At 64.6% G+C, this 6,447-nt stretch carries 4 protein-coding genes and 1 pseudogene; all 5 read right to left on the reverse strand.

What is annotated here, in order from left to right; genetic code table 11:
* Positions 1-69 precede the first annotated feature (69 nt).
* A complete protein-coding gene (locus BT122_RS09915; protein WP_072355756.1) occupies positions 70-1,314 on the reverse strand; it encodes an aminotransferase class III-fold pyridoxal phosphate-dependent enzyme in 1,245 nt (414 codons plus the stop codon).
* A 58-nt stretch (positions 1,315-1,372) separates the two neighbouring features.
* Positions 1,373-2,248, reverse strand: a complete 876-nt coding sequence (gene argB / locus BT122_RS09920) for an acetylglutamate kinase (RefSeq protein ID WP_059055797.1) — start codon at positions 2,246-2,248, stop codon at positions 1,373-1,375.
* A 65-nt stretch (positions 2,249-2,313) separates the two neighbouring features.
* Positions 2,314-3,600, reverse strand: coding sequence for a bifunctional glutamate N-acetyltransferase/amino-acid acetyltransferase ArgJ (gene argJ, locus BT122_RS09925; RefSeq protein WP_083432454.1), 1,287 nt, complete (start codon positions 3,598-3,600; stop codon positions 2,314-2,316).
* Between the two features lie 93 nt (positions 3,601-3,693).
* Positions 3,694-4,770 carry an N-acetyl-gamma-glutamyl-phosphate reductase gene (gene argC / locus BT122_RS09930; protein WP_072355757.1) on the reverse strand — a complete coding sequence of 359 codons (1,077 nt, stop codon included), beginning with the start codon at positions 4,768-4,770 and terminating at the stop codon, positions 3,694-3,696.
* 219 nt (positions 4,771-4,989) lie between these two features.
* Positions 4,990-6,447: pseudogene (locus BT122_RS11035) on the reverse strand (hypothetical protein); the annotation flags it as partial.

Raw genomic sequence — 6,447 nt, forward strand, 5'->3', positions numbered from 1 at the left:
ACGGGGCTTCCGGGCGCCATCAGAGCGCCGCGACGGCGCAGAGAAGCAAGCGCGACCGTACCAGCACCCCTACGCCAGCAGCGCCGCGAGCTTGTCGACAACCTCGTCAACCTGCTCCTCGGAGATAACCAGCGGAGGCAGGAAGCGCAGGATCGAGTCGCCAATGTGGTTGAGGACGAGACCCACCTCAAGGCCCTTGTCGACCAGCTCCGTCGCCACCGGCACGTCCAGCTGCGCGCCGAGCATGAGACCATACCCACGCACCTCTGTCACGTGCGGCAACGCCTCAAGCCGTTGGCGCAGGTGCGCTCCACAGGCAATGACGTGCTCCCCCATCTTCTGCGAGACCAGCGCCTCAACGGTGGCGCGCCCCGCGGCGGCAGCCAGCGCGTTCCCGCCAAAGGTAGAGCCGTGGTCGCCCGGCCCCATGAGGTCGGCCACCTCTACCTTCGCCGCAACGGCACCCATGGGGAAACCGTCCGCGATGCCCTTGGCAAGGCTCACCACGTCTGGCTCGATGCCGGCCAACTGGTACGCAAACGGCGCACCACAGCGAAAGAACCCGGTCTGGACCTCGTCAATCACGAGAAGCACGCCGCGCTTCTTGCACTCGGCAGCAACAAACCGCAGGTAATCGAAGTTAGCCGGCCACACGCCGCCCTCGCCTTGCACGCACTCGAGCATGACGGCGCACACGGGTCCGCAGCTCGCCGGCGGGTTGTCCAGCGCCGCCACCAGCGCGTCCGCGTCGTTCAGCGGCACCGCGGCAAAGCCGGCCGGCATGGGGAGAAACGCCTTGTGAAACACGTCCTGGCCGGTTGCGGCCAGCGTTGCCAGCGTGCGGCCGTGGAAGCTCTTCTGTGCCGTGAGGATACCAGTCGCGCCGCCAAGCTTCTTCTCGCCCCAGCGCCTTGCCACCTTGATGGCACCCTCGTTTGCCTCGGCACCGGAGTTGGCAAAGAACGTCTTCCACGTGGAGCCTGTGGAGCCAACCACGTGGCCCTCCTCGTCGCATACAGACGAGAGGAGTCCGGAGAGGTCGCGCGCAAGCTCGCCGCGGTTCTCGACGAAGTAGTAGTTGCCCACCTGCCAGACCTTTTCGGCCTGCTCCCTAAGGGCGGCCGCCACCACGGGGTTGCAGTGGCCCATGCTCACCGAGCCAATGCCGCCCAGGCAGTCGATATAAGTCTTGCCGGTGGAGTCGGTGAGCGTGGCGCCCTCGCCCGAAACGAACTCAACGGGGAGACGCGCATAGGTGTGCATCACGTAGGCATCGTCAAGGGCCTTGGCGCTCTCGTAGCTGGTGTCTGCCATGTTGTTCTCCTTGTTCTGAATGAGACAAAGGGAAACTCCCTCTGTCTCCCTTTTCTCACTATTCCTGCGTGAAGAGGGTACCCACGCCTGCGTCGGTGAAGATCTCGAGCAGCAGCGAGTGGGGAGACTTTCCGTTGAGGATGACCACCTCGGAGACGCCCCGGTCCATGGCCTCCACAATCGAGCGGACCTTGGGCACCATGCCTCCCGCAAGCTCGCCGGATGCGAGGATGTCCTTGGTCTCGGCCTTGGTGAGCGAGCGGATGAGGCTTCCCTTGTCGTTAACGTCGGCAAAGAGACCATCGACGTCCGTGAGGTAGATGAGCTTGTCGGCGTGGAGCGCCTCGGCAACCGCACTTGCCGCCTCGTCCGCATTCACGTTGAAGAAGCCGTCTGGCCCGCAGGCCACGGAGGCGATCACAGGGATGTAGTCGTCGTCGAGGATTGTCTCGATAAGCTCGGGGCTCACCTCGCGGATGTGCCCCACGCGACCAAGCTCTGGCGAGACGGGCACCGCCTTGAGCGTCTTGCCGTCCGCGCCCGAGATGCCCACCGCGTTGTGGCCGTACTCATTCAAGGCCCAGACCAGCTGCTGGTTGACCTTGCCGATAAGGACCTCCTGCACGGCCTCCATGGTGTCGTCGTCGGTGACGCGCAGGCCATTCTTAAACTGCACGGGCATGTTGAGGCGTGTGAGCATGGCGCTTATCGCCTTGCCGCCTCCGTGCACGAGCACCACGCGCATGCCCATGAGCTTGAGGAGCTCGATGTCTCCCAGCACCTGCACCATGAGCTTGGGGTCCTCCATGGCAGACCCGCCATACTTCACCACGACGGTCTTTCCGCGCATCTTGTTGATCCACGGGAGCGCCTCGGTGAGAACCTCCGCCTTCTTCTGGGCAAGCTCCAGCTCGCCCTCCTCGCGACCTTGCATGCGTACCTCCTGTGTTTGGTTGTCTGGTCGTGGGGCCGCCTCGCGTGCGGCCGGGCGCTGGGCGCCTAGGTGCGATACTCTCCGTTGATCTTGACGTAGTCGTGCGTGAGGTCGCAGGTCCACACCCGCGAGTGGGCCTCCCCCGCACCAAGCGAGATGGCAATGTCAATCTCGGGCCGCTCAAATCGTCGCAGCATGTCGTCCTCGTCCATGGGTACGGCAAGGCCCGCACGCAGCACGGGCACGTCCATGAAGTCGATGTCCACGTTCTCTTGCGAGAAGGGCACCCCGCACTTTCCGGCAGCCGCCGCAACGCGGCCCCAGTTGGCGTCATGACCAAAGATGGCGGTCTTGACCAGCGGTGAGTTGGCGATGGCAAAGGCTACCTTGTCGGCGTCCTCCTGCGTGGCGGCGCCCAGGACATCCACCGTCACGAGCTTGGTAGACCCCTCGCCGTCTGCGGCAATCTGGCGCGCAAGGTTGGTGCAGACGCCCTTGATGGCCGCGGCTACGGCCGGGAAGGCGAGCGATGACTCGTCGATGGGCTCTCCCCCGGCAGCGCCCGTGGCAAAGAGGATGCACGTATCGTTGGTGGAGGTGTCGGAGTCCACCGTCACCTTGTTGAAGGTATTGCGCACAGCCGAGAGAAGCGCCGCATGCGCTGCCTCCGGCGTCAACGGCGCGTCGGTCGAGAGCACGCAGAGCATGGTCGCCATGTTCGGCTGAATCATGCCGGAGCCCTTCGCAAAGCCTCCCACGTGCACGGTGACGGAACTGCCGTCCGCCTGAGGCGCAGGGCCCGCGAAGGCAGCCTCCTTGGAGTGAGTGTCCGTGGTCATAACGGCGCAAGCAGCGTCATGGGCGGCCGCGGGAGTTGCCGCAAGCGCGTCCACAATCGCGGGCACGCCAGTCACGTACGGCTCAAAGGGAAGTTGCACGCCGATGACTCCCGTCGACGCAACCAGCACATCCTGCTCGTCGCAGTTAAGCGCGTGGGCGACAAGGGCGCAGGCCCTCTCGGCACACCGCAGGCCGGGCTCTCCCGTAGCGGCGTTGGCGTTGCCGGAGTTGAGCACCACGACACGCGCGTGCCCAGAGGCGGCGCGCGCACGGCTCACCTGCACCGGCGCGGCGCAGAAGCGGTTCTGGGTGAACGTCGCCGCGCAGACGCTTGTCTTGTCGGCTACGACAAGCGCCATGTCCTTGCGCTCGGGATTCCGACGAAATCCTGCAGATATGCCGGCCGCACGCATGCCTACGGCAGCACAGACGCCACCCTTGCAGGGGGCAAATCCAAACGACTGAGGTGCGTCATCCTGTGTGGGGATGGCAAGGGGCTTGTAGTTGGCCATGGTAGGTCCTTCTGGACGGGGACGCGCCGCATGCGCGCCCAAAGCGGACGGTGCGGGTAGTCCTTGCGCCAGTCGACGGACTCGGCTATGAGCTTAGATGAGCGGTGCGGTGGCTCCTATGCCCTGGGTCTCCGGGAGGCCGAGCACCAGGTTTGCGCATTGCATCGCCTGGGCGGCAGCCCCCTTGCCGAGGTTGTCGATCGCGCAGGACGCGATGATGACCCTACGTCGTCGGTCATCAAGGGCAACGCCAACCTGGGCGCGGGCGGTTGCCGCAACCGAGGAGGTCTGCGGCATGTGGCCAGCAGGGAGCGTTGAGACAAGCGCCTCGTTGGCATAGCGACGCTCGTAGGCGTCCTGCACATCGTTTGCGGTGACGCCATCGGCTGCCGTCATGTACACCGTGGCGAGAAGCCCGCGGGTGAGCGGCGCCAGGTGCGGCGTGAAAACCACGTTCATCTCACGGCCGGCAACCTGGGTGAGCGTCTGCTCTATCTCGGGCGTGTGGCGGTGGTGCGCCACGCCGTAGGCCTCAACGGACTCGTTGGCATGGCAGAAGTGCGTGCGCGCGTTGGGCGTGCGGCCCGCGCCGGAGACGCCGGAGATGGCGTCGGAGATCACGAGGTCTCCCGTGGCAAGCCCGGCCTCGAGCGCCGGAATTGCGGCAAGCGCCGTTGCCGTGGGGTAGCAGCCCGGCACGGCGACAAGAACCGCCTCGCCCTTCTCGTGGCGCTCCCCCAGTGCGAGAAGACCTGCGCGGTTAAGCTCGGGAAGGCCATAGACCGTCTGGCCGAGAAGCTCGGGGCTTGTGTGCGGCGTGCCGTACCACTGCTCGTAGACGGCCGCATCATGCAGGCGGTAGTCCGCTGAAAGGTCGATGACGGTAACGCCTAGCGCCAAGAGCTGAGGCGTGATGGCAAGCGATGCCGTGTGGGGCACGGCGAGAAAGGCAACATCTGCATTCTGGGCGATGGCTTCTGGCTCGGGGAGCGAGAGCACGAGGTCACAGGCGCCCTCGAAGCCGGGGTACACGTCAGCGAGTCTAGTACCTGCAGCCTTGCGATCTGTAGCCATCGTAAGCTCCAGGGCGGGATGCCCCAGGACGATGCGGCAGACCTCGACCCCAGCGAACCCAGTTGCCCCCACGACGCAGGCCCTTATCTGCTCCATTCCCTCAATCACCTCAGAACAATGCATAAACAGCATAGCGTATGCAAGATTGCTTTTGTTTATTGGGTGCAGGATAGCACAGGGACTAGTGGCTGTGCCATACGCGACAATCTGTTCTTCTCCCTGACACAATTGTCGACAAATAGCCGAGCGGGCGATCATAGAAAAGGCGCGGTCCCATCTACGGGAACCGCGCCGCCTCAAGTGTGAAACCGTATCCTAGGCAAGCGGAATGTTGCCGTACCACCCCCATCGAGGAGTATCGAGCTTGCTGTAAAAGGCGAGCCAGTCCGTAAGCGACATCTCCCTAATGTATCCCTCGTCATCATGCAGCTTGCCATCGCCAATGTATACAGCTACATGCCCGTAGATTCTTCCAAGGGGAGTTGGGGACTTCTCCACTGCAACAATCATGCCAGGCTGCAGGTCTGAGAGCTTCATATACGTGCAGAACTCGCGGCATAGGTCATTTGCATTCTTATCCTGACCATAACGATAGAAGCCAACGTTGACAAACACGTTGTCAACCCATTCCGAGCAGTAGCCAGAGCCGACAGACGGAGTGTTGTATGCCGAGGCGATGACCCTCTTCTGCGCATCGCTCAGCAGGGAGAGGCTGCCAGATGCATACGCACTCGTCTTCCCGTTGGGATACTTCACGTCGAGATAAATGCGATAGCGCGAGGCGAGACTACCAAAGTCCGATCGACGGAAAGTGCATGAGGAGGCAGATGACCAGTCGCTGAGCGTGCCGGAGGCGGAGCCGTCCGAGGCCTCCCAGCGGAAGCGGTACTCCATCTGAGCATCGGAAGGAACCTCAAAGAGATTCGCAGACGCCTTCCAAGTCATCCCTCCATCCGAAGACGAGACGTCAATTCCCGTCACGCCCCAGGCCACGACCTGCGTGGAGGCGGTGCGCCTCTCGCCGCGCGCGGAGACGGCGTCCACGTAGAGGGTGTAGCGCCCGGGCGAGCCGAGGGCCCCGGTGTGGGAGGCCTCGTCCGTGTCGGAGCCGGTGCAGAGCTCCGTGGAGCCCCAGTCCCCCTCGGCCCAGGAGCCGTCGCGCTGCCAGACGTAGTTGTACCTGAGGCCGGAGGCGTCTCCGGAGACCCGCGGCGCGTAGGTCACCTCGTCGCCGGCCACGACCTCGGCCGGGGAGGCCGTGACGCCGTCGAGCGACCAGGAGTCGTCGTAGGCCTCGACCTCCGTGGACATGGTGCGCGTCCGCCCGGAGCGGTCGGTCACGTCGACGTAGAGCACGTAGCGGCCGGGGCGGTAGAGGGAGAGCTCGGAGGAGGCCTCGCTCGTGCCCTTGCCGGTGTCCCTGACGGTCGACTCCCAGAGGTCCCATCCGCCCTCGTAGGACCACACGTAGTTGTACTCGGCGCCGTCGAGGTCGCCGGAGGTGACGGGCGTCACGGTGACGGGCTCGTCGACGCGGACGCGGGACGAGGAGACCTTGACCCCGGTGAAGGTCCAGGAGGGGGAGGAGACGACGAGCTGTGCCGACATCGTCCTCCTCTCGCCCGCGCGGTCGGTGACGTCGACGTAGACCGTGTAGTCGCCCGGCTTGGTCAGCGCGAGCGTCCCCGTGGCCTCGCTCGTCCCCTTCCCCGTGTCCCTGACGGTGGAGCCCCAGAGGTCCCAGCCGCCCCCGTAGGACCACACGTAGTTGTA

Source organism: Olsenella sp. kh2p3, from assembly GCA_900119625.1.
Classification (GTDB): Bacteria; Actinomycetota; Coriobacteriia; order Coriobacteriales; family Atopobiaceae; genus Tractidigestivibacter.

Excerpts from the sequence above, each read along its gene's own strand:
- argJ (WP_083432454.1), bottom strand. The coding sequence starts at position 3,600 with ATGGCCAACTACAAGCCCCTTGCCATCCCCACACAGGATGACGCACCT.
- argB (WP_059055797.1), bottom strand. The coding sequence starts at position 2,248 with ATGCAAGGTCGCGAGGAGGGCGAGCTGGAGCTTGCCCAGAAGAAGGCG.
- argC (WP_072355757.1), bottom strand. The coding sequence starts at position 4,770 with ATGGAGCAGATAAGGGCCTGCGTCGTGGGGGCAACTGGGTTCGCTGGG.
- BT122_RS09915 (WP_072355756.1), bottom strand. The coding sequence starts at position 1,314 with ATGGCAGACACCAGCTACGAGAGCGCCAAGGCCCTTGACGATGCCTAC.